Source organism: Rhodococcus sp. OK302 (assembly GCF_002245895.1).
In the GTDB taxonomy this organism is placed as follows: Bacteria; Actinomycetota; Actinomycetes; order Mycobacteriales; family Mycobacteriaceae; genus Rhodococcus_F.
In genome coordinates this window covers 319164-345023 of the sequence record NZ_NPJZ01000001.1, presented here as the reverse complement: position 1 = coordinate 345023, position 25860 = coordinate 319164, and the positions used below count along the sequence as shown (strand labels likewise).

The window sequence follows — 25860 nt, the reverse complement described above, 5'->3', positions numbered from 1 at the left end:
CTATTCCAGTCATTATGTATAGGTTGAGGGGTATGGCGGAATCGGTGCGGAATTCAGTGTCACTCGACGGTCTGGATTTGGCCTTACTCGAAGCGATGCACGCGCATCCGCGAGCCGGGGCGCTGGAATTGTCGAGATTGACCAAGGTTGCACGCGCGACAGTGCAGGCCAGACTGCGCAGGCTCGAAGACGGCGGAATCATCGCCGGGTATGCGCCGCACATCGACTTGGCGGCAGCAGGTTTCGGTGTCCAAGCGTTTGTCACCTTGGAGATCGCCCAGGGTGCCCTCGATACCGTCACGATCAAGCTCGAGGCCATCCCCGGTGTGATCGAAGCATTCGCGACAACTGGCACCGGTGACGTGTTGTGCCGAGTGGCGGCAGCGTCGCATCAAGGTTTGCAGCAGACGCTGCTTGATCTGAACCGTTCCGGCGTGGCCACCCGCTCGACGAGTGTGATGGTTCTGTCGGTGGTGGTGCCCTTCCGGGCTTTGCCGTTGCTCGAGACACTCGATACTCGCGGCGCGGTCAAAGCGCCGGCCTACCGGGAGCATCGAAGCTGATTTATCCCTTGCGTCCGGGAGCCCAGAACCCGAGAGCAACAGCGGACACCCACATGATTGAGGCCAACGTCCAGGCGCCCTGATCCATGCCGCGCATGAAGGCTTCTTTGGCGAAGTCGGCCAGTTGATCACCTTGCGGTCCGGCGATTTCCGCGACGTGGAGAGCTGCTGCCAGCGAGCCGGATACAGCGTCCTTCGCTGATTCCGGCAGCATGTCGACTGCCGGTTGCACGTGCAGTCCGTAGCCCGCAGCGAGGATGCTTCCGGCCAAGGCAACACCGATCGCAGAACCGATTTCGCGGGTGGCGTCGTTGACTGCCGACGCGACGCCCTGCTTGGCGTCGGGCGCGTTGGACACTATGGCGGCGGTGGCAGGGGTTGTCGAGAGGCCGAGTCCGATGGCAGCCACGATCAGTGGGATGGACACTTCCGCATAGGTCGAACCGGAGTCCAGTGTGGTCATCAATGCGATACCCGTTCCCAGTAGTGCAACCCCGGAAGCGGTGAGAATACGTAGTCCGACAAGCGGAATCAGGAGAGGGGAAACCACCGAAAGCAGCATCACGGGAACCGCGATCGGGAACAGTGCGAGTGCTGATTGCAGGGGAGAGTAGTCGAGGACTAGTTGCAGGTACTGCACGATCAGGAAGAACAGGCCGAAGGTGGCCAGGAATTGCAGTGTGAGTGATGCCGCGCCGCTTCCGAATGCGCGATTGGCAAACAGTCTGACGTCGAGAAGTGGATGGGCGGTGCGCAATTCCACAACACTGAATATTGCTGCCAGGGCGATTCCACTGATCAGAAGAGCAAGGACCACGGGGTCCAGCCAGCCTCGCGCCGGTGCCTCGATCATGCCGAGAACAAACAGTCCGATCGAAGCGGCAATGAGCGCGGTGCCGGGCAGATCGAGCGGAGTTGTCTCCGCGTCTTTCGAGGACGAGATCGTGAACGAAAGCACCAGGATCACAGCGGAAACCACAGCCAGGCTGATGAAAATCGAATGCCAGGACCACTTTTCGAGCAGTAGGCCTGAGATGATGAGTCCGGCGATGGCTCCGGAGCCCGCTACGCCGGACCAGATGCCGACGGCGCGGCCGCGTTGCGCGGTGGGAAATCCTGCGGTCAGCAGCGACAGGGTTGCGGGCATGACAAACGCCGCACCCACGCCGGCAACTACTCGGGACGCGATGATCCACGCGGGTTCGTCGGCAAAGGCCGGAATGGCGCAACCGGCGGCGAAGACGAGCAGACCGAACATGAGCAATTCGCGTCGGCCGTAGCGATCACCGAGTGCTCCGGCCGGAAGTAGCAGGCAGGCGAGAACGAGGGTGTACCCGTCGACGATCCATGTCAGTTGGGTCTGGGTGGCGCCGGTGTCTCGGGCGAGGTCGGGGAGTGCGGTGTTCAAGGACGCCATCGCGGCGACGACCAGTGCGACAGCACAGCATGAGACCGTCAGCATCCAGATTTGCCGGGCGGTCCAGGTCGGCTGTTCGATGTCCGTATCGGTTCTCATCTAATCCCTCTCGATAGAAACGAGACCATCAGTATCGTTACAAGAACGTCAGTTCCACAAGGCCGGGGTAGGTATAACTTGAACTTGTGACGACGGTGAGAACGGATCAGCAGCCCATCGACGAGGATCCGCGCAAACAGCGATCCAGAACCAGACTGCTCGACGCAGCGACGACGCTCCTCTCCAAGGGCGGTGTCGACGCCGTGACGATCGACGCCGTCACCAAGCTCGCCAACGTGGCCCGCGCGACTCTGTATCGGCACTTCGACAGCGGCACCGAACTGTTGGCCGCAGCATTTGCACGGCTACTGCCGTCAGTTCCGGCGATTTCGGGAGAGGGTGACCTCCGGACTCAGCTTCTCGAACTGTTGACCAGCCAGGCCAAGGTCATCGAGAGTGCGCCGGTGCAGGTCACCGCGATGTGCTGGCTCGGCTTGGGTCCGGACCTGGCCGGTTATTCGAGCGCCGAATCCCTCTCGGCCGACAAACCGGAGATGCGGTCATTGCGGCAAACGATCATGGAGCAGTACCGGGAGGCGTTCGATCGCGTCTTACGGACACCGGAGGCGATCGAGGAGTTGGGGGAGTACGACTACGACGTCGCCCTGGCGCAGTTGGTCGGTCCGTTGGTGCTCACCAGGTTGGCCACACTCACCCCACTCGGCGAATCGGCCTGTGAGCAGATCGTTGACGACTTCCTGGCAGCGCGTCGCGCCTGATTCAGGACTCGAGATTGCGTCGTAGGACGTACTGCTCGAGACGGTCGATGCCGCGCACCCGTCGTGGCCTCAGATGTCGGAGCTTGAAATTCGCGTCCATGTCCACCGCGCCGGCTAATTCCGAATCGATCAGTACTGTGCCGGGGCGAGCAGAACTGGTGAGCCGCGCTGCCTTGTTGACCACGGAACCGTAGAGATCGCCGAATCGAACCAAGGTAGGCCCCATTGCCAGGCCCACCCGCAATTGGGGGTCGTCATGGTCGGCTAGAACCGATTCCTGGATCTGCATCGCGATTTCAGCGGCATGATGCGGACTCTCGGCGGCAAACATCACCTCGTCGCCGACGGTTTTGACGATCCAACCGAAATTTCGGCCGACGATTTCGGCGGAGGCGGATTCGAAACGTTCGAGCAGATCGCTCAACTCGGCGGGATCGAGGCCGCGGGTCAACGACGTGTACCCGACAATGTCGGCGAACCCCACGATCAAAATTCGGCTGGCAACTTCTTCACCGGGGTTGCCGACATTGCGTCCGGTTGACGACGCGACATGCCTCTTCCACACGTAGGTCTGGAGCGATTCGACGGCCGGGATGATCTCGGCTCCCAGACGCAAGATCAGTTTCCGGATCGACTCCGGGTCCTGATCGCCGGACTCGGTCAACTGATCGACGATGTGCGTGCCGATGAGCGAAACCTGCCACTCGGCGAGCCTTGACATCGACTGTCCCAGTGAACGTGCCGCGGCGACTTCGCTACTGCGCGAAATGATTCCGCGATCAACCATGCTGGTGAGGCTCTTCAGTGCGTCGGCATCTTGTTGGGTGAACATGACGGCATCCGGATCTTCGTCGACGGCAAAGCCCATCGCGACCCACAGGCGATCCGCACGATCTCGCGAGACTCCGGCGAACTCGGCGATCTGGGCTTGAGTGAAGCATCGGGAACCGCCGAGGAGATATTCTTCGATGTCGGCCTGAATGCTGCTGAGCATATTCGCGTCGAACGGGTTTTGCGGAGTAGCACCTGGTTCGGTGCCCTCGTTCATGCCCGACGGCTCCGAACTGCTCACTGTGCTCCTCGTCCTTGCTGTGACTTGCGCCGACCTGAAGCGTATGCGATGGGTTGGCAATGACAGGCTTCAGTGCAACCGCTTTGGAGGACGGGTGCTGGCGTCGTTCCGTGTCAATTAGCGTCGCAAATAGTAGGTGTTCGTAGTGCTCAACCTAATGTGAACATTGGAACTCAGTCGTGACTTTAGGTGCGACATCCAACTATTGATAAGGGGCGTTGACGCTTGAACGGACAGTCGCTTGAAACTGACCTTACCAATCATGCGGGTGTGGCAATTGTCAAGCTGACTGTGAGTCAGAACCTTCGGTGGCTATTTCGAGAGCAGCATGAGTCCGACCAGGGCATCGATGGTCAGATCGAAACTGCTTTCGGGGGAGTCGGATCTGGGCGACTAATTGCTGTTCAGATCAAATCTGGACCAAGCTACTTCAGAGAGTCCACTGACGAAGGTTGGATCTTTCGGTTCGGTGAAAACAAGGCCAGGCTGTGGCTGGGTCATGCACTGCCGGTGATGGTCCTTCTCATTGATACCAACAGCCACACGGTGTTTTGGCAGCGGATAGCACTGACTACCGTTGAATCGACAGGAAAAGGCTACAAGGTTCTCGTCCCACGTGCGAACAATTTGAAATATGCGTCGGATGAATGGGAACACATCGCGAGTGGTCTTGAGTTCCGGGCGCATGAACGTTACGAATTTGTCCTTGCCCAAGTTCCGCCGTCAACTCGCGAAGCGTTGGTAGGTTTGCACGGCATCGAACCAGAGCATGCTGAGGTGCTTGCACTACATCTAGCTGAAGGACGAGACAACGCGGTTGGAACCTGTCAGGCATTAATCAGCGCAAAGCCACATTGGATCACAAAACACAGTTCATTTGCGTGGCTGGTGGTCGCCTCGTACGCTGCGGAGCACGACGCAAATATTGAAAGCGCCATAGCATTTGAGCTGGCCGCTGACGCTGACGCACGTCGCCGGGGCAAGATGTTGGCTTCGGGTGGGCTCAACATGATCTCCGTGGACCGTGACCGTGCGTGCAAGCTTCTTAGGCGTGCCGAATTCGAAGGCGGAGCGAAAGCTCTCGTAGCAATTGGGAACACGCTCCTAGCGCATCCGCTAGATGACGCTAGGCCATTTGAACTCGATGGATACCTTTTGGGCGACTCGCAAGAGGTTCATAGTAGTGCTGTCGTGCAGCAATTCTTGAGTGAACAGTCGGTTCGAATAGGAGATATCGAGGCAGCGTGCACCTACGCTGAGCGGGCTCTAGAACTTGACCCAGAGGATGCGTCATCGATGGACCGCGTCGCGCGTGCTCTTAGTGTGCGCGCCTCGAACGCGGGTGCTCAGTCGGACGATCTCGAACGGGCGAAGGCGCTACTAGGGCTTGCTATCGATCAACGCCACTCATGGGGAGGTCCGACCAAGGAATTGCTACCTTCCCTGCTTCGGATTTTGATGATTCGAGGAGAGTTCGCTCAAGTTTTGCGGCGATGCCTCCCACCTCCTGAGGGTGATGCGCTGCCAAATGAAGCCCGCATACCAGAGGTGCTTCGCACGGCGTTGCGTGCTGCAAATATGGCGGGCAGGAGGGATCTCGTGGCCCAGATTGATCGAATGATGGGAGATACATCTGCGGACCTTGCAGCTCGGTTCGATGCCGGTGTTGTTCAACTTTCTGACTATCAGCATTGTGCGATGCTGACTGAAATTTTGGATGAATCCCACCGAAACCTCGACTACGAGAAGATTGCTGCAACCACAATTCGACTTGCGTGCTTGGGCTCTGATGAGTCGTCAAGAATGGTCGAATATGTTGAGAAGGGCATTATTCCAGAGTATTTGGCCGATTTAGCCGCAACGGTAGCGAAAGCAAACACGAACTTGGACGCGGAGTTGCCTAGCCTCCGTGCGCTCGCAAGACACAACGCAATCGCGGCCGAACATCTGATTGAATTGCTTCGGCGAGCTGGGCGGCTTGGCGAATCTGCCGATGTATGTGTCGATGCCTATGAAACGCATCAGATTCCGATGTTCTTGATCCAACACGCTGGTTTGTTGATCGAGGCTGAAGATTGGGTCGCTGCAGAGGCCGCAGCTCAAAGGGTTTTGTCCTCGACAACAGGATACGTTTTCGAACGGCGCCGTCTATTGATCTTTCTGGCAGCACAATCGGGGGATCGTGGCGAGTGGAGTACCGCGGAACAGCATATTGCGGAAGCTATTACGTCAACGGGGCAGTCGGACGATCGCGATGTTTGGAAGCTTGTTGCGATCCAATTGGAACGTGGATCGGGGGATCGAGCAGCAGCGACGGTGCGTAGATACCGTCCTGTCGTTCGATGTGATTCGGAGGCACGTATGTGGTTGTCCGCCATGTCTGTGTTGGCATGGGATGCTCATATTGTCTCGGAAGCGCTTAGCCTGTCGGCCAGATTTGAGAAGGATCCGGCGCTTGCGGTTGCGATACTCGGTCAGATCATCACGGCAACACAATGTGACGATGAACCTGATTCAGAAGATCACTCACCAATTGAGCAAGGCGGCGGGTACGGGTTGCCGAGAGTTCCGGGGGATCTCCACCGTCAAGCTTTTGCAGCGTTGGATCGTCTCGTTGACCGGCACGGTGAGGTCAGCGGTGTGCGCGTATTGAAGGGGGATTCGGATCAACTCGTAGAGCGTATGCAAGAGTTGGTCCGACAGCAATCGGGGGAGCTCCCTGCTGAATTCCTCAATATGCTGCAACATAATCGACTTCCCATCGGGATTCTCGCGACGCTACGTCGTGGTAGCTACGCTTTGGCTCTTGTTAAGCGTGCAACGGGTCCACTTGTTGCGGCATCTACGGACGAAGACGAACACGATATTGAAGTCGCAGTAGCGAAGTCGGCGCTTGGATGCAAGGTCTCTGTTGACGCGACGTCCTTGGTGGTTGTCAGTCGGCTTCAGGACTGCGATGTGCTGATGGGGCAATTTTCGACGGTTCTACTAGCAGCCATTTCGCGTCGAGACATCACGAGGGCTGTGGGTGAAGTGAGCATGCTCGCGGCCAGTCCTGGAGTCGTAGGTTGGGATCCACGGGCAGATTCAATGGTGTTCTATGAACAGACGGTCGAGGAATTCCGCGAATACAAGGACCGTGTGGGTGGCCTGGACCGCGCAGCGCGTGCCGCCACTATTCGCTCAGTTAACCTGCTACCGCTATTCGCAAGGCTATCGTTCGCTTCTGATGCTCCTTGGTTGGCGCCGATTCAGCTAGCTGCGGACGAAAACATTCCCTTGTGGTGCGACGATTTGGGGACGAGACGTCTGGCGAGGGCAGTCGGGGTTGAGGCCTTCGGAACACCCGCACTGATCGATGCAATTGCGAAAACGGCTGTTGAGAGTTCGATAACCGATGCCGAGATAGACACTGCCGCTGCAGAACTGGCGAATCGTATGCGAACGTTGGCGAGTGAGCGCATAGTCGATGTGCCCGTCTCATTGAACGACCTATTGGAGTTGGCGGCCGCCGACGACTGGAAGCCAAAGGCGGCGGCACTCGTCATCTCCAGAGGGTCGTGGTGGCTTTGGCAGGATGACCCCATCGCCGACATGATTGTGTTGTACAAAGAAATCGGAAAGCGCGACGCGGAGGCGCTAGTCGATTGGCAGGTGGCAGCTATGCTGGGGGCCGCTCGGAGTCGGACGGTTGCCGATGATGCATCGACGGTATTAGCCATCGTCGCACTTGTTGGTTTTGATCTCTCACCTTCAGTCGAGAAGCAGGTAGCAGGATTGTGTCGGGCGCGAGAATTGGCGGGTGAATTGGACTGTCCAGATCCTCTGACGATGGTCCCCGTCGCTGCTCGTTTCGTGGCTCGAATGGGTCAGTCTGAGTACTCGGAGCAATACGTCGCAGATTTGATGGCAAACTTTGCAGACGAGGACTATGACAGTTCTGCCCACTCGGATTGAGATGGACCTCGCTGTGCGGCGGAGTGCATGCCTACTCGTTGATTATGCGGCGGGGGTCGGACATGTGTGGGAGCACCGCACGCTGTTCTGGACCTTGACGTCTTGGATCAATCGGGGCGGTGTGCGGGAACACGTCGGTGGCTTGTGCAAGAGTTGCCCCGAGAAAAGCACTACCGAAACTCTCGAAAGGATTTGCGAATGCCACCCCGTAGACGTTCCGGCGCTACCGCATCAACGCCGGATCACCTCACTGCGGAAAACTTGGCGACTCTCGCCTCGGCAGTCGCCGAAGGTAAACGCGCCACCGTATACCTGCGCGAGGCAACCCCCAGCCTCGGCATCGAGGCAGGCACTTCCGCCAAAGTGGTGTCGGTGGACGGAACTACCGTGCTGATCCGACCCAAGGGCGTCAATGACGAATTGCCTTTCGAGGCAGAGGAATTGCGCATCAACCGCGTGGCATCGACGCCGCCGAAACCGGCGCCGCGCCCCAAACCAGTTGTGGAGTCCGAACCGCTCATGGAACCACTCGTCGAAACGCGACCCAAGCCGCGGCCCGCACCGGCAGCAGCCCCCGTCCCGGCAGTCATTGCGCCGACGCCGGCGCCGGCGCCGGCGCCTCGCCCAGCCGTCAAGCGTGCCAAGAAACTTCCGGCCGGAGTCAGCGTCACCATTCACGCCGGTGCCGACAACGACTGGAGCGTCACCGTCACTCTGGGCGCCAAGCGTCCGGGCAAAGCGGTTCCGGTAGCTCCCGACGCAGTCGAGCGAGCCATCCGCGAATTGGGTGAGCCGACGGCAATCGAGGCAGTCGAATCGATCATCGTGGAAGCCCGTGACGCGGCGGTTGCGCGCGTCGACGAACTGAGCCGCCAACTCGAAGAGGCACGCAAGATGCTGGAGGCACTCGGCACCACCGAGTAATTCCGGACCACCGCGTAACTCTCTTGCGTAGCTGCAAACTTTCCGGGGTATGCGTTTTGTGCAGCGGGGGTCTACCAGCGGAGAAAATATGATGTTACGAAAAATCGTATCTGTACTGGCAGCGTTGGTTCTTGCATTGGGGCTCGGGTTCGTCGCCAGTGGAACGGCGATTGCTGCGGCCACGCCGATGGGTGGCGGCTCGGGCATCATCATCAACGACGAAGTCATTTGCACTTTGACAACGATTGGACATGACAGCGGAGGCAGGCTGGTTGGTATCACCGCAGGCCACTGCGGTGAACCTGGTGCGACGGTGGTGCCCGAGGACAATCAGGGGGCGGGCGTCGTCGGGACGTTCGTCAAATCCAACCCTGACCTCGATTACGCAGTCATTGCGTTCGATCCCGGCAAAGTCACCCCCGTTCGGACCATCCGCGGTGCCACCATCACGGCAATCGGCACGCCCGCCAGTTTCCCGGCAGTTGCATGCAAGGAAGGCCGGACCACCGGTAATACCTGCGGAATTGTGTGGGGAGATGTGAGTGCCGATGCATCAACGTGGACGCAAGTATGTGTCGACCACGGTGATTCCGGGGCGCCCGTCACTGTCGGAACCACACTGGTCGCGATGGTGAATGCGTACGTGTTCGTTCCCTGCTTGGGGCCGGAACTCGGCACCAACATGTCATCGATCCTCGAGAGTATGAACTCGCAGGGCGGTGTCGGTGCCGGGTACCAGCCTATCTAGCGCCATTCAGGTGGGTTCGGCCTCAGCCGCAGACAGCTCCGCCTGAGGCTGAACCCACAAGCTTGGTGTACTTGGCCAGCACGCCGCGGGTGTACCGCGGGGGCAACGGCTCCCAATCTTGTTTGCGCGCAGCCAGTTCAGAGTCGTCGACCAGCAATTCCAGCAATCCGGTACTGACGTCGAGTCGGATCTGATCACCGTCACGAACAAATGCGATCGGTCCGCCGTCTACAGCTTCCGGCGCCACGTGCCCGACGCAGAGGCCGGTGGTGCCACCGGAGAAACGTCCGTCGGTCAGCAACAGGACGTCCTTGCCCAGCCCGGCTCCCTTGATTGCGCCGGTGATGGCGAGCATTTCACGCATTCCGGGGCCGCCCTTGGGGCCTTCGTAGCGGATCACCACGACGTCGCCACTGGTGATGGTTCCGTCTTCGAGAGCGTCCATGGCGGCGCGCTCACGTTCGAATACCCGTGCCGTGCCGGTGAATACGTCGGACTCGAAGCCGGCGGATTTCACGACAGCCCCGCCGGGTGCCAGAGAGCCCTTGAGAATCGTGATGCCGCCGGTGGGATGGATCGGCTCACTCATCGCCCGCAGAACCTTGCCGTCCGGATCGGGCGGGGTGATGTCTGCGAGATTCTCGGCGATGGTTCGGCCGGTGACTGTCATGCAGTCACCGTGCAGGAGGCCGGCGTCGAGCAATGCCTTCATGATGACGGGAACGCCGCCGATCCGGTCGACGTCGGTCATGACGTGACGACCGAAAGGCTTGACGTCCGCGAGGTGCGGAACCTTGGCGCCGACGCGAGCAAAATCGTCGAGAGTCAGAGGTACGTACGCCTCATGCGCGATGGCGAGGAGGTGGAGCACCGCATTGGTGGAACCACCGAAAGCCATGACGACGGCGATGGCATTTTCGAAGGCTTCCTTGGTGAGGATGTCGCGGGTGGTGATGCCCCGACGCAGGAGTTCGACGACGGCCTTGCCGCTCTCACGAGCGAATCCGTCGCGTCGACGGTCCGGTGCCGGCGGAGACGCACTGCCGGGGAGCGACATACCCATCGCCTCGGCCGCGCTGGCCATGGTGTTTGCCGTATACATGCCGCCGCAGGCACCTTCACCCGGGCAGATTGCGCGTTCGATGATGTCGACGTCCGCGCGGCTCATCAGCCCACGTGAGCACGCGCCCACGGCCTCGAAAGCGTCGATCACGGTGACTTCGCGTTCACTGCCGTCGGACAGTTTTGCCACTCCCGGCAAGGTGGAACCGGCGTAGAGGAACACGCTGGCGAGGTCGAGGCGGGCAGCAGCCATCAGCATCCCGGGGAGCGACTTGTCGCAGCCGGCGAGCAGGACCGAACCGTCGAGGCGCTCGGCCTGCATGACGGTTTCGACGCTGTCCGCGATCACCTCACGGGAGACGAGGGAGAAGTGCATGCCCTCGTGGCCCATCGAAATGCCGTCGGAGACGGAGATGGTGCCGAATTCGAGAGGGAATCCGCCACCTTCACGGACACCCTCCTTGACGGCTTTGGCGAGCCGATCCAGGGAGAGGTTGCAGGGGGTGATCTCGTTCCAGGACGAGGCGACGCCGATCTGCGACTTGACCCAGTCGTCGTCGCCCATTCCTACTGCGCGCAACATGCCTCGCGCTGCGGTCTTTTCGAGTCCGTCGGTGACGTCACGACTTCTAGGTTTGATGTCGGGTTCGGTCATTGCCTCAGCATAGGCTCCGCCTCTGCGTCTTTTTGGTAGTTGGCGCTACCAAAAAGGCGCACAGGCGGAGCCTATGTAGCCGGCAGCGGTTTCTGCAGCCCGCGTGGCGAGTTCGTCCCGGATCGGCTGTGGTGCGAGGGCGATGACGCCCGGTCCGACGGCCCACAGGGCGCGGATTGCGCTGGACTCTTCTGCGAACTCCAACTCCGCTCTGGACCAACCGTCGGGCTCGACCTCGTGCTCGAGGATGCGAAGTGACTTGCCGGATAACGTTTCCCAGGCGTCGTCGCGGATCATGCAGGCAACGATCACCTTGGGCAGGGAACTCCGAAAGGAGTTCCAATGCACCAGGAATGCTGATTCCAGATCAACTTCCGAGGCGCGGGTGGCAGGTTCTGTGAGAACGGTCAGCTCCTCGATGCGGGAGACTCGGTACGTTCTCTCCGTGCCGTCGCGCTCGGCTAACAGATACCAGTGGGCACCTGCGTAGACGAGGCCGATGGGGTCGAGGATTCGCTCGTGTGCGTCAGCATTTCGGCTGTTGTACAACACACGCACTCGTAGTCCTTCGATCACCGCTCGCTGAAGCTCGACAAGGTGCGGCTCGGGCGGACTCGGCCAGGCAAATCCGTCGGGGCGAATCAGTATTCGTTGAGAAGCCCGACTGGCTTCGGCGCGGTGCCGCTCCGGCAGAGCCGCGGCGACCTTGCGCATAGCGCTCGCGAAATTCGGGGACGCTATGCGGCCCGTGCCGGAGGAGAGAAGAGCTTTGGTTTCTTCGAGGGTGAGGCCGGTGAGGTCGGTGCGATACCCGGGAATCAAGCTGATGCCGCCGCCGCGTCCACGATCGGTGTAGACGGGGACGCCAGAGGTGGACAGGGCTTCGATATCGCGGAGAACGGTTCGCTTGGACACTTCCAACTCCGTCGCGATCTCCGCGGCGGTCAGTCTGCCGCGATGTTGCAGCAGCATGAGGATGGAGAGCAGTCGATCGGCGCGCATGTTCTTCAATCTTGCCAGCAGAACATGACAGAAGGTGACATCTTTGGCCGGTTTACTCGACTTCAGTGGCGCCGCATCCTGCGGCGCCGACGAGAGGATCTCGCCATGACTGCTCCCGATCAGATCGACCCGCGTCCTATCTACCGCGGCGCCACGGACTGGGTGACAACCTTGCTCCGCGCTGTCCGCGAAGATCAACACGCCTTGCCCACTCCGTGCGACGAGTTCGACGTGCTCGCACTGGCGTCGCACCTCGTCGGGACCGGTGGTCGAATCATCGCCATCGCAGAGTTGGGAAGCCCCGATTCCGTACCGGCGATTTCGCCTGACCATGACGAAGATACGTATGCACGACTCGCCGAACGTGCCCAGCAGACATGGGCCGACGACGCGCTCCTCGACAAACCGATCGCTGGACCGTGGGGCGAGTCGACGGGCCGCTTCGCGCTGTGGGCCTATGCCAATGAAGCGTTGGTGCACGGCTGGGACCTTGCAGTAGCGATCGGGCAGCCATCGGAGGCCGACTCGGCGCTCGTCGAGCCGACAGCGGCAGTGTTCCGGCAATTCCTTCCCGCTGCCGCTCGTGTGCCCGGGGTGCCTTTCTCCGCGGTGGTGGAGCCTCGCGCCGAGGCCGGCCCTACGGAACGTCTCGCCAATTGGTCGGGACGATCCTCGCGCGACTGGGTCTGACGGCTCCGCCTGTGCGCCTTTTTGGTAGTTGGCGCTAGGCGCACGGGGGCGTAGCCCCTACAGCGAGAAGCAGGTGTGGCAGAAGTCCTCACCGAATGCCGTCAGCACGATGCTGCGACGCACGATCTTGTTGGAACGCCCCGCGCGGCGGACGGCGTCGAGCACTGCGGGTTGCACCTCGATCACCTGGTAACGATTGGCTTCGACAGGTTCGCGGGAGAATGACACCAGCCCCAGCCGATGCAGGTTGTTGAGATAGGCATTGGTGCGATCCAGGTGCCGGCAGCCGGCCAGTTCGCCGATCATCGACAGTCCTTCCTCGATCATTTCCGATCCCACGCCAAAGGGCCGAGCAGTGCGCACATCGACGCTCGGTTGTGCACCGGAGATGGCGAGCAGCCTCAGGATTCGCGCTTCGTCGGGTGCTGTTTCGTCGAGGATCCGGTCGTAGGCCGGGTGGAGATCGTCGCTCTCGGTGACGTCGGCGGAGCGGTCGAGCAGGTTGTCGCCGCGCAGGCGCAGGGCAGCGAGGGCTGATTCGGCGCTTTGCTTGCGAGAGGGCCGCGCCATCATCGCTGACCGTAGGTTCTCGGATCGGGAAGGTGTTTCGCCGGTGGGACGCGGCTGGATATTGGCGGATTGGGCAGCCTCTGCGGCCGCTTCCGTCGCAGCTTGAACGATCTGCCGGGTGGCCTCTCGCGCTGTGCCGAAGGCCCAGCCCGTCAGCTTCAGCGACGTGAGCGTGGTGGTGGCGGTCAAGCCGACAAGGCTGCGGATGAGTCGCTTCTCGACGGACTCTTCTGATGCCATGTCGGTATCCCATTCGTCGGTGGGTTCGTCGAGTATGAATCGATGATCGTGTTGTTCAGTCATGGTCATACTCCGAATATCGCGAGGTGCAGGAAACCGGCCAATGAGCCGAGTACGGCTCCGTGCACGAACAGCAGCCATTCATCTTGTTTGACGGCTGATCGCAGTAGTTCGCTGAAATCTTCGGGCGACAGTTTGTTCATCTGGACCGTGACAAAGACCCGGATTTTCTCGGACTGGCTTTCGGCGAATGCGGCGTCTTCGAAAACGCGGGGGACAAGGTCGAGGACTTCGGTAGTCGCCAGGCTCGGAAGACGGTTGTAGCTTTGTGAGCCCACAGTCATTTTGACGACGGATCGTGCCCAGCCGACGGCGTCGTCGACGGATTCTCGTAGTACCTGGTCGAGCATTCTCCGAGTGCGGTCCGAACGTGGGCCTTCGAGTAGTTCGGTGCCGATGTTCTCGAGGGTGACAACGTGATCGGCCAGTGTCTTTGCATAGCCGGCAATGATTTCCGTACGACGCTTGAGGAAGAGTCCCTGCCGCCACGGCACCCAGATACTAGGTGTGATGGGTTCGAAGATCATTTTGATGCCGAGGTAGTTCACGATGTAGCCGATGATGACACCGCCGATGGGCAGCACCCACCAGAACGGCAGGAAGTGGAGCACGGCTACCAGTACGAAGCCCATCGGGAAACCGAAGTAGAAACCGAAGTTCTGCATGAAACGCAGTTCTTTGTTTCCCATGGTTCGGAAGATGTCGTTGAGAAGTTTCGGGTGCGAAGACAGGTATCGGATCACCATGAGTTTGGCATCGATGAACTCGTCGATGTTCTCTTCGATGCGGGCCGTGATGGTGCGGACGCTGGCCGGTAGGTCATCTTCGACCTTGCGGAAGACGGCTTCCTTCACAGGGTTCGGGAGATTATGCCAGAGCTGAGGATTCTCGGCTGTCATGATTCGGGTGACAACGCCGCGGACTTCGCTCCGCGAGATGGTGACCAGATGTTCAGCGATGCTGTCGGGATCGAGTTCACGATAGAAGTCGGCGATACTGCCGACTTTTGCCAGTGACTTGTCCACCGCGATCGACGCCATTTTCTCGGCGCGAGAAGGAACAATGCCTTGCCAACCGAAACGGCCGTCACTGGTAATTGCCGGGATCACTTGAACTCGGCGCGGCAACAGCGGGAACAGGAACTTGAGCCCCGGAACTTTGATTCCGTGGAAGTTGATCGGCGCGAACAACATCAGCACACCAGACCAATTGGTGATGTACCCGATGATTCCGGTGAATAACGGGATGGTGATCAACTGTTCGAGCAAGTGGTCCGGCACCGTTGCCAATCCTCCTCATGTCCGAGAATCTCACGTTCGGACATGATCGCCGAAGTTGTGTGTCACTGGCCCGAGAACTGCCATCCCGGTTGCGTCAGCATAGAGTGCCGGCAAATTGGGGCTGGGATCGGTTCCGAAGTTAATGTAACCTGGCGTCCATGGTCAGCTTTATGCAGTACACGACGACGCCGGTTTTCTTCCGGCGCATCGATTAGCTACTGCTGACCGAACCCAATACCAGCCCCGGGAGTTATCGCCCGGGGCATTGTTATTTCTTGGGCGTGCGGCTCCCGGTTCATCCGAAACGGAGCACCCGTCATGAGCATCGACCACCGCGTACTGGGACGCGAATTAGAACTGTTTGCCACCACTCCTGTCGTCGGCGCAGGCCTGCCGTTGTGGCTGCCCGACGGTGCAGTCATCAGAGCTGAACTCGAAAAGCTCGCTACCGAGGAGGCGACTAGGTCCGGTTGCCGGGCCGTCTACACACCTGTCCTTGCCAAGAAGGAGTTGTACGAGCGTTCCGGCCATTGGTCCAAGTTTTCCGAAGACATGTTTCCGGAGATGAAGATCGGCGGTGAGTCGTTCCTGTTGAGGCCTGCCAACTGTCCGCATCACGCGCAGATATTCGCTGCGCGTGGACGCAGTTATCGAGAGTTGCCTTTTCGAGTCCGCGAACTCGGCTCGATGTTCCGAAGCGAACTGTCCGGGGTTCTCGGCGGGCTGAGCCGGGTCAGGCAGATCAATCTTGACGACGCACATGTCTTCTGCAGTCCCGCGCAGGTACAGGCGGAGGTGATGGTGGCTCTCGACGCGATCGAGCGGTGCTACTCGATTCTAGGGATTTCGGACCGCGAGTATCGACTCTCGATTCGTGGGGCGGAGGGTCAGTACCTGGGCAGCGACAACCAATGGGTGGACGCGGAGGACCAACTGCGTCGCGCCTTGGCGGAGCGGTCGATCACCTACGTCGAAGCAAAGGGTGAAGCTGCTTTCTACGGCCCCAAGATCGACGTCCAGGTACGCGACGCACAGGGCCGGGACGAAACTCTCTCGACCGTTCAACTCGACTTCAATCAACCGGAGCGATTCGAGTTGGAGTACACCGCCGAGGACGGATCCAAGGCGCGCCCGATCATGATTCACCGTGGGCTGCTGGGTTCCATGGAGCGGATGACCGCGCTGTTGATCGAACGATTCGAGGGCCGGATGCCGCCGTGGTTGGCGCCCAATCAGGTGTCGGTCCTACCGATCGGCGACGAGCATGTAGTCGCTGCTGAAGAACTTCGATGCCGTCTCGCGGATCGTGGCGTCCGGGTTGTCGTTGCGTCGGGCGGATCGTTGGGGCGACGTATTCGTGAAGCACGAACCCATCGGGATCCTTATATCGCGGTGATCGGGGACAGTGAAATGCGTGACGCGGTAGTCAATGTTCTGGTTCCAGCTCTGGAACAGAAGTCAGTAGTTGATGCGGGAGTCTTTGTGGATCAGGTTGTTTCGGATATCTCGCGCCGATCGCTGACCCCGAGTATGTACTAGCTACCCGCCGGGAGCTCATGGAGAGCGCGAACCAAAGGTGCGAGTTCCGGTGTCTTGCAGGCCTCTTCGAGCGCGGCTTCGAGGGTCGCGTCGTGCGTCGGTCGGGCGCTGTCGACCAGTTCCCGGCCGGCCGGGGTGAGTTCGGTGTAGATGCCGCGGCGGTCGTCGGCGCACAGAATGCGGGTGAGGAGGCCGCGGTCTTCGAGGCGATTGACCAAGCGGGTGGTGGCGCTGCTGCTCAGCGCGGCGGCACGAGCCAGCTGAGCCATGCGCATGTGCCAGCCGTCCTGGCGGCTCAAGGCGTCGAGAACGGTGTATTCGACGACGGACAGTTTGTGCTCACGCTGCAGAGCGCGTTCGAGTTCGGTATCGAGAGCGCCGTGGAGAGCGGCGAGAGTGCGCCACCCCTGCGAGCGGATTTCGACAGCGTCGTCGGCGATCCCCATGTGATTCTCCTTGTCCGTTTCCTACGGCCTCAGGTTACCAGCTTGCGCATGTAGCGCGCGCGTGCAACTATTTATAGCGCGCCTGCAACTACTGCACACGCCTGCTACAGGCTGACGCGTAAATCTGTGAAAGGAACATCGAGATGCCATTGGGTCTCATTGCCCTCGCCATGGGCGGGTTCGGGATCGGCCTCACCGAATTTGTCATCATGGGCCTCTTACCCGAGGTCTCGGCTGACTTCGAGGTGACCGAATCCGTCGCCGGCTACCTGATCTCGGGCTATGCACTATCTGTGGCGATCGGTGCAATCCTGCTGACCGCGGCCGTCATCCGATTCGAGCGCAAGAAGGTGCTGCTCTCGCTGATGGTGCTGTTCATCATCGGAAACCTGATGTCGGCACTCGCGCCCTCGTACGAGGTGATGATGGGTGGACGCGTCATCGCAGCCCTGTGCCACGGAGCGTTCTTCGGAATCGGATCCGTCGTGGCAGCAGACATGGTTGCGCCCAACAAGCGCGCCGGAGCCATCGCGATGATGTTTGCCGGTCTCACCGTCGCCAATGTTCTCGGTGTGCCGTTCGGAACCCTGCTCGGCCAGCAACTCGGATGGCGCTCGACGTTCTGGGCCATCACGGTCATCGGCATCATCGCAATGATCGGAATTGCCGCACTGGTTCCGACGACGCCCGCAAATGCGTCCAACGGCGGACTGCGCAGTGAATTGGGCGCATTCCGCAACAAACAGGTCTGGTTCTCGATCGCCATCACGATCCTCGGCTACGGCGGAATGTTCGGCGCCTTCACCTACATTGCTTTTACCCTCACCGAGGTAAGTGGCTTCGCGACGTCCAGCGTTCCGTGGCTGCTCATCCTCTTCGGCTCGGGCTTGTTCGTCGGAAACTTCTTGGGCGCCAAGGCAGCTGATCGTGCGCTGACGAAGTCACTCGTGTGGACTCTGGCAATTCTGACCGTCGTACTGATCGTGTTCGCAGCTACTGCGGAGAGCAAGATCATGACCGTCATCTCGCTGTTCCTGATGGGCGCCTTCGGCTTTGCGACGGTACCCGGCTTGCAGATGCGGATCATGAACTACGCGTCGGAGGCGCCGACCATGGCGTCGGGCGCGAATATCGCGGCCTTCAACGTCGGCAATGCATTGGGTGCGTGGCTGGGCGGAATCACCATCGCTGCCGGATTCGGGTTCACGTCACCGATCTGGATGGGAGCGGTAGTCACTGTTGTCGGCTTGCTGGTGCTGCTGGTCGCGTCGTCGGCGGATCGTTCGCCGAAGGCGCCGGATCGGGATGCAGCGGGGGCGGGTTCGGCTCCGGCTCCAACTCCCGCCCCAATCACCGCGTGAACGTATCGCTTCCCTTATCTAACAAGGGGAGCGATACGTTCACGTGATTCAGGAAACCTGGAATTCCGTCGTCATGCCGCTGAAAGGCATGATCTGCCCGGTGCCGCGAGCCTTCGACGCACCGAAATGCTGGATCCGGTAGGTGCCGGCTTTGGTTCCGGCGGGTACATCCCAGGTAATGCGGGCGACGGAACCGTTGCTGCCCACGCGGCGCCAATGGAGCTTGGTGGACCAATCGGCGTCGTCGGCAACGCGAGTCCACTGTCCACCGGTGTTGCGCTGGATCTCGTAGAACGTTCCGTTGCGCTGGGTGTCGTTCTTGGGGTGGCCGGTGACAAATTCGACGGCAACCTGCTGACCGGCGGTGCTGTCGGTGGGCTGGATGGTCGCAGTGCCGAATTGTGTTCCGGGCAAGGGCTCGTCGAAGTCGACGCCAGGGCCGAAGCTGGGTTGGAAGCCGGAGAGGTCAGCGGGTGCCGGACCGCGCGGCGGTTCGACGCCGTCCCGCATGGAGGCTGCGAGCGCGGCGTATCCCTGCTGGTAGGCGGGGAGGGTGTAGCGGCCGAACATCGTCGAACCGCCCTCGTACTGCTGGGAATCGTATTCCTGGGGAGTGGTGCAGTAACTCGAGTAGGAGTTGGCGTAGCCCTGGAAGATGACGTTTTCGAGGGGGACACCCAACTCTGCGGCCACGGTTCGACGCACCCGCAGGCCGGAGACGATGGTGAATTCTGCTGGGCCACCGACGATGTAGAACTGGCCGATGCGCAGGATCTGAATCTTCAGAACGTTGGGGACCCAGCCGCCGGGTGGGAGCAGGCCGACCGGAACTACGACGAGTTTGGGTGCCTGTGCATCCTGAAGCCACTGGGGGACAGGTGCATCCATGCCGCCGAGGGCGTCGATCATGGGGTTGCGAGTGCCCTCGGGGAAGATCGGGATTGCCGGACCGTCTTCGACGCTGCCGGCGCTCATAGCGGCACCGATTGCCGCGGGAGCCGTGCGATGTTCGCGTCCGTCCGGGGTGAACTTTCCACTGACGATCTGATTTGCCATGTCCAGGTACATGATTCGGCTGTCGACGCCACCGGTGAGAGTTTCCGACGCGGAGTCGTAGGCAACCTGAGCGGCGGCGACCTGGCGTTGCCCGATGATGCGGGCGTTTTCGAACTCGTCTTCGGTGGGGCCACGTCCCGGCTCGAGGAACAGGTTCGGGGACATGTCGCCACTGTTGGTCTGGGGGAATGCAGCCACAAAGTTGGGAGTGCCGTCGAGGTAGCGGACGCCCTTGTCGTCGTGCTCCCAGAAGTAGGCGGCTGCGCCCTTGTTGTCGCCGGAGATCAGATGGTTCTCGTTGGTGAGGGACGCACAGTGGGTCGCGAACCAGTTGATCGAGCCGATGTCCGTCCCACTCTGGCTGATTCGCATAACGCGCATGTGATGGTCGTTGCCACCGGGGTAGTAGGCCTTGTCCTCTGCGGGGTTGAGGTCGAAGGCAACTCGGGAGCGGTTGACGCTGGCATCGGTCAAGTCGGAGCGTCCGAACCGCACGGTGCCCGGCGCAAGGTCGGCGTGCGCGGCGCTGATCGCTTCGACCATGCCGTTCACTTCGGCTTCGAACACCTGAAGTTCGAAGCCGAGAACCGCGAGGTTGTAGGCGTAGTTGTGGGAGGCTCCGCCACAGGCCGCATGGGAGTGGATGGCAGTCAGCATGACGTTGCGTTCGGTGTACAGGTCACCGAACTTCTGGCCGAGTCGACGCAGTACCTCGTCGTGAACGGACTGGAAGATCATGCAGTTGTCGACGCAGACGTACATCACGCGCGCGTTGCCGTCGCCGAAAGCGAAGGCACGGGCACGCATTCGCTGATGTAGACCTTCGGCGCGCTGCTCGAAGCTCGAGTAGCCCATCATCCCGACCTCGGCGACGGGGCCGGTGACGTCGGAGATTCCGACGCCGACCTGCATGGATCCTGATGGTGCCGAGGGTTCGGCATAAGCATGCGTCGAGCCCAGTACTGCGAGCGCTGGAGCAACGGCGGCACCTGCCAAGACGGTGCGTCGAGTGATGTTCACGGGTGTCCTTTCCGGCGGCCGACGCCAGTTGGTCAACCGTCCAGCAGTGTAGCCCGTGTCACATATGTGTGGAAAGGGTAGTCGCTCTTAGATTTCTGTCGCCTCTCCGAACGTCATGGAGAGATTTGAAATCGTGGTGGTCATCAGGGCGCGCCGAGGCAATCCGAGGCGTCGTAGTTCGGCCGCCATCGGATGGCTGCCGAGTTGAAGTTCTGCGCCGCCGGGGCGTGACTTCACGCCCGTCGGTGCCATGTCCCACGACGTGCACCGGGTGACGCCGTCGAGGTGCGAGTAGGCGGCCAGTGACATGTTCGCCCCGGATCCGGGAACGCTCAGCCCGGACTTCACGCTCAACTGTGTGATGAGTTTTCCGTCCAGGGACACTGAACCGCGCTTGACGGACCCGGTGTGCTCGGTATCGAACTCTGCCAACACTTTCGGGAATCCCCAGATCCCGCGGCCCGCGGCCTTGGTGAATTCGCCGTCGACGGGAAGTTTGTGAATGAGTGCGCCTGCGGTGCCGGAAGCCAGCGACCGTAGATCGCCCAGCACCGATGTCTCCGGTGGGGCGGTATGGCTTCGCACCATGTACGTCACACCGAATTCGTTGTACGGACCCAGATCTCCGTCCACGTAGTCGACGAACACCAACCCGCACAGGGCGCGTCCGGGTCGATACTGAAGCACCGTTAAACCGGTGTAGTCGATGATCGACTGTGCGGTCACGCTGGGCACGGAATACATGGCCATGAAGGCAGACGCGGTCCGAACCTCGACGGGCATTTCGACGGTCTTGCCCAGGATGCTGTAACTCACGACGCCACCCCGCTGATCGCACATGATCTTCCGGTCATCGATATCTCCTGCTCCTAAGGTGCGCTCGCGCAGTCTTGCGCTCTATAGGAACAGGTTCTACTTACTGAGGCAAGGGGGTGGAGCTGTCAGCCGGGTAATTGGCAGTTGGGCGGTGCCGCGTCCTCTGAGAGGGGACTACCGGTGGGATTCACGTAGACGACCATGAGGACCATCGGGGTGGTCTGCGAATTGTTGCCGATATGGATATTTCCGGATCCGCTCGGCTCGATGAGGGTGTTTCCCGTTTGGTAGATCCCGTCGACGGTGCAGTCGGAGCGGTAGTGACTCAGGGTGCCTGCGACAACCGCGGCGTACAGCGTTCCGTCGTGAAAGTGCCAGCCGGTGGATCCGCCTGGGTCGATGGTGATCTGACGCAGGACGTAGTCCTTGCCTCCGAATGCCACCTGTCCGAGAATTTCACCGTGTACGCCGGTGCTGGGAGTCGCCGACGCAGTCAGTGGCGTCAGAGACAGACCGATTGCGGCGGACAGTGCAAGCAGAACCTGATGTCGTTTACGCATGTGCGGCCTCTCAGAGGGATGTAGTCGACAGTTTCCTCCATTTACGTCCGAATTATCCGGGTTTGAACGATTGTTTCGACTACACCGGATGTTCGTCTCGATCCGCTGGAGGGTAGAGATAGCGATAACGCTCGATGAGTCCGTCGACCCAGTCCAATCGCGCCGTGAGCATTCGGTGGTGGCGGGGCTGGGATCGGGATCGGGTGCACTCGAGAACCGCTCGAATTCGATTGAGTGCCAACGGTGATTTCACGGCTGCGGCGATGAGGTCGTCGAGTCCGGCACGGACGAAGGAGTCCAAGCCGGGCAGTGGAATGACGACGCGCAGTGTGCCGGCATCGTCGGTGATACTCAGCGGAACGGTATTCAGGGATGACGCTCGAACAAGCAGATCCTCGATTTCGTCGAGAGCCTGAACGGCGGTCGCTGGATCGTTGACCGCCGGCGACAGTGCGCGCAACCCGATGTCGGCGAGCAATCGCAGTGCTAGCAGCGGATCCTGGGTGAAGGTTCTTTCTCGTCCGCCGACGAGGCAGTCCACGACGGTTGCGTCAGGGAGATAGCAATTGTGCACTTCAGCGATGGGAGTTCCGTATTGCAAGGTAGTGCCCGATATCTGGAGCAGGACAACCAACGCGCCGGCCTCGCCCGCTGCACCACGGAGTTGATTGACCAGAATTTGTTGGAGCACGGCCGGCGGGTGAGGCCAGATGATGGTCGAATGCACCGTCGATCCCGATAGTGTTGGGGCCGACCGATTTTCATCATTCGGTGGATAGACGGAGTCCAGGACGAGGCGTCCGCGATCTGCGATGGACGCCAGTGCCGGTGCCAACTGAATTGATGCAAAAGCTCTCAACTGGAGCACCCGCAAGAGCGACAACATCGCCAGCAACAGCAGAACTGCGACCGTCGGAACGATCACCGACACTTCGGTGTGGCCGCTGATCGCAAGGGCTGCGGTGAGGTCGAAGACCGACTGGCCGATGGCGAAGGCAAATGTTCGCCAGACAATCGGATCGTCGCGAAAAAGCGTCAACCGTGGTGTGAACGTGGTGGACGCCCACTGCACGACCAGGAAAAGGAGCGAGAAGATCACGGCGATCGTGCCCAGGAGGCCTAGCCCGATGGCCACCAGCATGTCGGACACTTGGCGAGCGGGCAGGACAGGTCCACGCTGAACCAGCGGAATCGCAAGTCCGGCCGCCAAACCCGCCAGCATCATGACAAGTTGGGCGAACCCAGCCCGCCACCGTCGACGACGGAGGAGGAAGGCCTTTCCGATCGGGGCCGAATAGCGCTGATCCACCTCTTCGAACATGGGTTATGTCGCGAACCGGGGCATCACCCGAAACGGATGATGTTGTTCCGTCAGCGTCCCTGCGACCCTGGAAAGGAGTGAATGCAAACGGACGGGGTGCAATTGCCATGACGGATCCGATGAGTCAGCGACGCGAGGTACTGCCGATCCCGGATCGCCAATATCTGGGGTTGGTGACCTACGACGCGAAGGACCCCGATACGACGTTCCCGCCCATCACTCCGCGGCTACCACCGGAGGACGCGCCGAACGTGCTCGTGATTCTGCTCGACGATGTGGGGTTCGGTGCGAGTAGCGCATTCGGTGGGCCGGCGAATACTCCGACGGCGGAGCGATTGCAGCAAAACGGGCTCACCTACAACCGTTTTCACACCACAGCTCTCTGTGCGCCGACGCGAGCTGCTCTTCTGAGCGGGCGCAACCATCACTCGGTCGGGATGGGCTCGATCACGGAGACTGCGACGTCGGCTCCGGGCCTGTCGGGTTTGAAGCCGAATACCAAAGCAGCACTGCCGATGACGCTGAAACTGAACGGATATTCGACGGCTCAGTTCGGCAAGTGCCATGAGGTGCCGCCTTGGCAGACATCGCCGGTCGGTCCGTTCACGGCTTGGCCTACCGGAGAGGGAGGGTTCGAGCACTTCTACGGTTTCATCGGCGGAGAGAACAATCAGTACTATCCCGCGCTGTACGAAGGAATCTCTCCGGTGGAACCGGAGAAGACGCCGGAGGAGGGTTATCACCTCACCGAAGACCTCGCGGACCATGCGATCGACTGGGTTCGGACGCAGAAGGCCTTGGCGCCGGAAAAGCCGTTCTTCATGTACTTTGCACCGGGTGCTACGCATGCGCCGCACCATGTTCCGCAAGAATGGGCGGATAGATATGCAGGCCAATTCGCGGGCGGGTGGGATGCGCAGCGAGAGACCATCCTGGAGCAGCAGAAGCAGCGAGGCGTCGTACCCGCGGATGCGGTATTGACCGCTCGCCCCGATGAGATTCCCTCGTGGGACGAGATGAGTGACGAACTGAAACCGGTACTCGAGCGTCAAATGGAGGTTTACGCAGGCTTTCTCGAACACACCGACTATCACGTGGGACGCGTGGTCGATGCCATCGAGGACCTCGGTGCGCTCGAAAATACGTTGGTGTACTACATCATCGGAGACAACGGCGCCTCGGCAGAAGGAACCATCAACGGTGCCTTCAACGAGATGGCCAATTTCAACGGGCTCGCGGCAATCGAGACGCCGGAGTTCATGGTGGAAGTCAAGGACCTATTTGGTACCAAGGATGCGTACAACCACTACTCGGTCGGGTGGGCGTGGGCGATGTGCACTCCGTTTCAATGGACCAAACAGGTTGCCTCGCATTGGGGTGGCACGCGTAACGGCACTATCGTGCATTGGCCGGCGGGGATCGAGAGCAAGGGTGAGACGCGTTCACAGTTCACTCACGTCATCGACGTCGCACCAACGATTTTGGAGGCTGCGCGACTACCGGAGCCTACCTTCGTGAACGGTGTGCAGCAGTCGCCCATCGAGGGCACGAGTATGACGTACTCCTTCGAAGACGCAGCGGCGCCGGAACGTCATGATCTGCAGTACTTCGAGATGGCCGGTAATCGCGGAATCTATTACAAGGGTTGGAGTGCCGTCACTCGGCACAGTATCCCGTGGCTCTTCAGCCAGGAGTTGCCGGCGCTCGACGACGACGTGTGGGAATTGTACGACGGAACAAAGGACTGGACGCAGGCGAACGACCTCGCTGCTGAGATGCCGGATCGGTTGGCGTCGTTGCAGCGACTGTGGCTGATCGAGGCCGTGAAGTACAACGTTCTTCCGATCGACGATCGCAGGTTCGAGCGGTTCGATCCGGCCATCGCGGGCCGGCCACAATTGATTTCAGGTAAACGTCAGGTCCTGCTTCCAGGCATGAAGCGACTGAGTGAGCACAGTGTGCTCAGCATCAAGAATAGATCGTTCAGTGTCACTGCGGCAGTAGATATTCGGGAGGGAATTACCGCGCACGGTGTAGTGATCGCGCAGGGTGGTCGATTTGGCGGGTGGGGTCTCTACGTCAAAGAAGGCCGCGCCAAGTTCGTGTACAACCTCCTCGGCATGACCGAGTTCATCATCGGAACCGATGAGGATCTCCCCTCGGGTAAGCATCAAGTTCGAGCAGAATTCGCTTACGACGGTGGTGGTGTCGCTAAAGGCGGAGATGTCACCTTGTTCTACGACGGAAAGCCGGTGGGAACCGGCCGCGTCGAGATGACTCAGCCGATGATCTTCTCCGCCGATGAAACAACCGATGTCGGAGACGATTACGGAATGCCGGTCACTACCGATTACGGCGATTCCACCAAGTTCAACGGGCGCATAGACGTCGTGCAGTTGGACGTCGGAGACGACGACCATTCCCACCTCATCGATCCGGAAGAAGTGGCACGGGTCGCGATTTCACGGCAATAACACCCCGTCGGAAAGGGCTGTCATGTCAAACGTCATTCGAAGTATTCACGACCTCGTTCGTCATGCTCGCGGTCCGACGCACCATCACCATCATCGATCACCGCATGCGTCACGGCGGCTGCGTGCGCATCACCTCTTGGAGACTCCGCACGCTTTCGACTGAAGGGCCTGTCCCGGCGCAGCAGCTAGGCACCTGGCATGTATCAGGT

At 60.4% G+C, this 25860-nt stretch carries 20 protein-coding genes; 9 read left to right on the top strand and 11 right to left on the bottom strand.

What is annotated here, in order from left to right:
* The first annotated feature begins 32 nt into the window (after positions 1-32).
* The gene (locus BDB13_RS01550; RefSeq protein ID WP_441347171.1) at positions 33-563 is read left to right on the top strand and encodes an Lrp/AsnC family transcriptional regulator; all 531 of its coding nucleotides are present in this window, start codon (positions 33-35) and stop codon (positions 561-563) included.
* A gap of 1 nt (position 564) precedes the next feature.
* Here the strand turns inward: BDB13_RS01550 and BDB13_RS01545 are convergent, their stop codons facing one another.
* The gene (locus BDB13_RS01545; RefSeq protein ID WP_094270100.1) at positions 565-2079 is read right to left on the bottom strand and encodes an MFS transporter; all 1515 of its coding nucleotides are present in this window, start codon (positions 2077-2079) and stop codon (positions 565-567) included.
* 86 nt (positions 2080-2165) lie between these two features.
* On the opposite strand from BDB13_RS01545, the gene BDB13_RS01540 reads away from it, so the two are divergent.
* Positions 2166-2798 carry a TetR/AcrR family transcriptional regulator gene (locus BDB13_RS01540; protein WP_094270099.1) on the top strand — a complete coding sequence of 211 codons (633 nt, stop codon included), beginning with the start codon at positions 2166-2168 and terminating at the stop codon, positions 2796-2798.
* Position 2799: 1 nt separating this feature from the next.
* On the opposite strand, the gene BDB13_RS01535 is transcribed toward BDB13_RS01540, so the two are convergent.
* Positions 2800-3870: an adenylate/guanylate cyclase domain-containing protein gene (locus BDB13_RS01535; RefSeq protein WP_441347170.1), complete on the bottom strand. Its 1071-nt coding sequence runs from the start codon at positions 3868-3870 to the stop codon at positions 2800-2802.
* Between the two features lie 270 nt (positions 3871-4140).
* On the opposite strand from BDB13_RS01535, the gene BDB13_RS01530 reads away from it, so the two are divergent.
* The 3 genes from BDB13_RS01530 (at position 4141) to BDB13_RS01520 (ending at position 9499) form a co-directional block, all read left to right on the top strand.
* On the top strand, positions 4141-7827 hold the full coding sequence (locus BDB13_RS01530) for a DUF4365 domain-containing protein (RefSeq protein WP_176459502.1): 3687 nt from the start codon (positions 4141-4143) through the stop codon (positions 7825-7827).
* A gap of 198 nt (positions 7828-8025) precedes the next feature.
* Positions 8026-8751, top strand: a complete 726-nt coding sequence (locus BDB13_RS01525; protein ID WP_094270096.1) for a DUF6319 family protein — start codon at positions 8026-8028, stop codon at positions 8749-8751.
* Between the two features lie 91 nt (positions 8752-8842).
* Complete coding sequence (locus BDB13_RS01520; RefSeq protein WP_094274593.1) at positions 8843-9499, top strand: S1 family peptidase; 657 nt, start codon at positions 8843-8845, stop codon at positions 9497-9499.
* A gap of 22 nt (positions 9500-9521) precedes the next feature.
* Here the strand turns inward: BDB13_RS01520 and ilvD are convergent, their stop codons facing one another.
* Positions 9522-11216 carry a dihydroxy-acid dehydratase gene (gene ilvD / locus BDB13_RS01515; RefSeq protein ID WP_094270095.1) on the bottom strand — a complete coding sequence of 565 codons (1695 nt, stop codon included), beginning with the start codon at positions 11214-11216 and terminating at the stop codon, positions 9522-9524.
* Between the two features lie 45 nt (positions 11217-11261).
* The gene (locus BDB13_RS01510; RefSeq protein ID WP_094270094.1) at positions 11262-12218 is read right to left on the bottom strand and encodes a helix-turn-helix transcriptional regulator; all 957 of its coding nucleotides are present in this window, start codon (positions 12216-12218) and stop codon (positions 11262-11264) included.
* 105 nt (positions 12219-12323) lie between these two features.
* Between BDB13_RS01510 and BDB13_RS01505 the strand changes: the two genes are divergently transcribed.
* Positions 12324-12908 (top strand): TIGR03086 family metal-binding protein, encoded by a 585-nt coding sequence (locus tag BDB13_RS01505; RefSeq protein WP_094274592.1) that lies wholly within the window; start codon positions 12324-12326, stop codon positions 12906-12908.
* A 57-nt stretch (positions 12909-12965) separates the two neighbouring features.
* Here the strand turns inward: BDB13_RS01505 and BDB13_RS01500 are convergent, their stop codons facing one another.
* Positions 12966-13781 carry an Abi-alpha family protein gene (locus tag BDB13_RS01500; RefSeq protein ID WP_094274591.1) on the bottom strand — a complete coding sequence of 272 codons (816 nt, stop codon included), beginning with the start codon at positions 13779-13781 and terminating at the stop codon, positions 12966-12968.
* A 2-nt stretch (positions 13782-13783) separates the two neighbouring features.
* Complete coding sequence (locus BDB13_RS01495; protein ID WP_094274590.1) at positions 13784-15058, bottom strand: DUF445 domain-containing protein; 1275 nt, start codon at positions 15056-15058, stop codon at positions 13784-13786.
* Positions 15059-15376: 318 nt separating this feature from the next.
* Here BDB13_RS01495 and thrS point away from each other — a divergent pair, with 318 nt between their 5' ends.
* A complete protein-coding gene (thrS, locus tag BDB13_RS01490) occupies positions 15377-16597 on the top strand; it encodes a threonine--tRNA ligase (protein WP_094270093.1) in 1221 nt (406 codons plus the stop codon).
* On the opposite strand, the gene BDB13_RS01485 is transcribed toward thrS, so the two are convergent.
* Complete coding sequence (locus BDB13_RS01485; RefSeq protein WP_094270092.1) at positions 16594-17043, bottom strand: MarR family winged helix-turn-helix transcriptional regulator; 450 nt, start codon at positions 17041-17043, stop codon at positions 16594-16596. The two genes, thrS and BDB13_RS01485, sit on opposite strands and share 4 nt — an antisense overlap.
* Positions 17044-17186: 143 nt before the next feature.
* Between BDB13_RS01485 and BDB13_RS01480 the strand changes: the two genes are divergently transcribed.
* The gene (locus BDB13_RS01480) at positions 17187-18404 is read left to right on the top strand and encodes an MFS transporter (RefSeq protein ID WP_094270091.1); all 1218 of its coding nucleotides are present in this window, start codon (positions 17187-17189) and stop codon (positions 18402-18404) included.
* A 48-nt stretch (positions 18405-18452) separates the two neighbouring features.
* Here BDB13_RS01480 and BDB13_RS01475 read toward each other — a convergent pair whose 3' ends face one another.
* The 4 genes from BDB13_RS01475 to BDB13_RS01460 all read right to left on the bottom strand — a co-directional run bounded on the left by BDB13_RS01475 (position 18453) and on the right by BDB13_RS01460 (position 23177).
* Complete coding sequence (locus BDB13_RS01475) at positions 18453-20480, bottom strand: neutral/alkaline ceramidase (RefSeq protein WP_094270090.1); 2028 nt, start codon at positions 20478-20480, stop codon at positions 18453-18455.
* A gap of 87 nt (positions 20481-20567) precedes the next feature.
* Positions 20568-21320 (bottom strand): acetoacetate decarboxylase family protein, encoded by a 753-nt coding sequence (locus tag BDB13_RS01470; RefSeq protein WP_176459501.1) that lies wholly within the window; start codon positions 21318-21320, stop codon positions 20568-20570.
* 101 nt (positions 21321-21421) lie between these two features.
* The gene (locus tag BDB13_RS01465; protein WP_094270089.1) at positions 21422-21856 is read right to left on the bottom strand and encodes a cupin; all 435 of its coding nucleotides are present in this window, start codon (positions 21854-21856) and stop codon (positions 21422-21424) included.
* A 79-nt stretch (positions 21857-21935) separates the two neighbouring features.
* Complete coding sequence (locus tag BDB13_RS01460; protein WP_254922668.1) at positions 21936-23177, bottom strand: DUF2254 family protein; 1242 nt, start codon at positions 23175-23177, stop codon at positions 21936-21938.
* A gap of 119 nt (positions 23178-23296) precedes the next feature.
* Here BDB13_RS01460 and BDB13_RS01455 point away from each other — a divergent pair, with 119 nt between their 5' ends.
* On the top strand, positions 23297-25651 hold the full coding sequence (locus BDB13_RS01455; protein ID WP_441347221.1) for an arylsulfatase: 2355 nt from the start codon (positions 23297-23299) through the stop codon (positions 25649-25651).
* The last annotated feature ends 209 nt before the right edge of the window (positions 25652-25860 follow it).